Annotated in this window: 1 protein-coding gene and 1 pseudogene; both read left to right on the top strand. The window is 60.5% G+C overall.

All coding sequences use genetic code 11. The annotated features are described in order from the left end of the window. The coding region (locus EN969_RS31745) for an MFS transporter (protein ID WP_348632425.1) at positions 1-965 on the top strand (965 nt) is incomplete at its 5' end. Between the two features lie 117 nt (positions 966-1,082). Next, positions 1,083-1,231: pseudogene (locus EN969_RS36415) on the top strand (plasmid stabilization protein); the annotation flags it as partial.

The raw sequence follows: 1,231 nt of genomic DNA, 5'->3' as shown, positions 1-1,231 counted from the left end.
AACGGTTGAAGGGCGGCCTCAGAATAGACTGGGTCGGTTTCATCCTGGTCGCCACGGCACTCGGCTGCCTGGAGATCTTTCTCGATGAGGGCCAGCGCAACGACTGGTTCGCATCAGGTTTCATCGTGACCTTCGCGGCGATTTCGGCGGTCTCATTTCTGCTGCTGATCCCGTGGGAATTCAGTCACCGCGATCCGATCGTCGACGTCCGCCTGCTGTTCAGCCGCCAGTTCGGCACATCGTTCCTGGTGATGATGGCAGTGGGCGCCGTGCTGTTCAGCACCACCCAGTTGATGCCGCAACTGCAGCAGACCGCCTTCAACTATACGGCGACCCTGTCGGGCCTGTCGATGATGCCGGGTGGCATCGCAATGTTGATGCTTATGCCGATTTCCGGATTTGCCGGCGCCATCGTCCAGCCCAAATACCTGATCATGGCAGGCATGTCCGTCGTCGCTGTCGCGCTCTGGCATATGACATCGCTCACCCCGGACGTCAGTTTCGGCTTCTTTGCCTTCGCGCGCATCTTCCTGATGATCGGTTTGCCCTTCCTGTTCATCCCCATCTCGACGGCGGCTTACGTCGGTCTTGCTCCGCAGCAGACGAACCAGGCGTCGGCACTCATCAACGTTGCCCGTAACATCGGCGGAAGCATCGGTGTGTCGCTGTCCAACACGGTGATAGCCCAGAACGCGCAAATCCATCAGGCAAACCTCGTCGGCCACACGGCACAGTCGTCACCGGCCTACCAGCAGGTTCTGCGTCAGGCGACCGAGCACTTCGTGGCTCAAGGCTCGCCGATGATCGACGCAAAACAGCAGGCGCTCGGCTGGATAGGACAGTTGATAGCGCGGCAGGCCTCATTGCTCGCCTATATCGATGTCTTTCGATATTGCGCGGTAGCGACCGCACTGCTCGTTCCTCTCGCCTTGCTGCTGCGCTCTCCCCGGCCCGAAAAGCGTTAGCTCGCGCCGCGGCGGTGTATGGCGCTGCCCCGCCATGCGGCCTCGGCTTCGCGAACTTATGTTGGAACCACCGCGTCGGGTCGACGTTCAGCCCTTGTTCAACAGGAGGAGCTGGCCATGCCACGAGGCGACAAATCGAAGTACACTGACAAGCAGGAGCGTAAAGCCGACCACATTGCCGAAGGTTATGAGAAGCGCGGGGTTTCCGACAAGGAGGCAGAGCGGCGCGCATGGGCAACCGTCAACAAGGACGATGGCGGTGGCAA

The sequence above is a fragment of the Mesorhizobium sp. M7A.F.Ca.CA.003.01.2.1 genome, assembly GCF_003998945.1.
In the GTDB taxonomy this organism is placed as follows: Bacteria; Pseudomonadota; Alphaproteobacteria; order Rhizobiales; family Rhizobiaceae; genus Mesorhizobium; species Mesorhizobium ciceri.
Note: the sequence above shows the minus strand (reverse complement) of the source record. Positions and strands in the feature narration are given on the sequence as shown.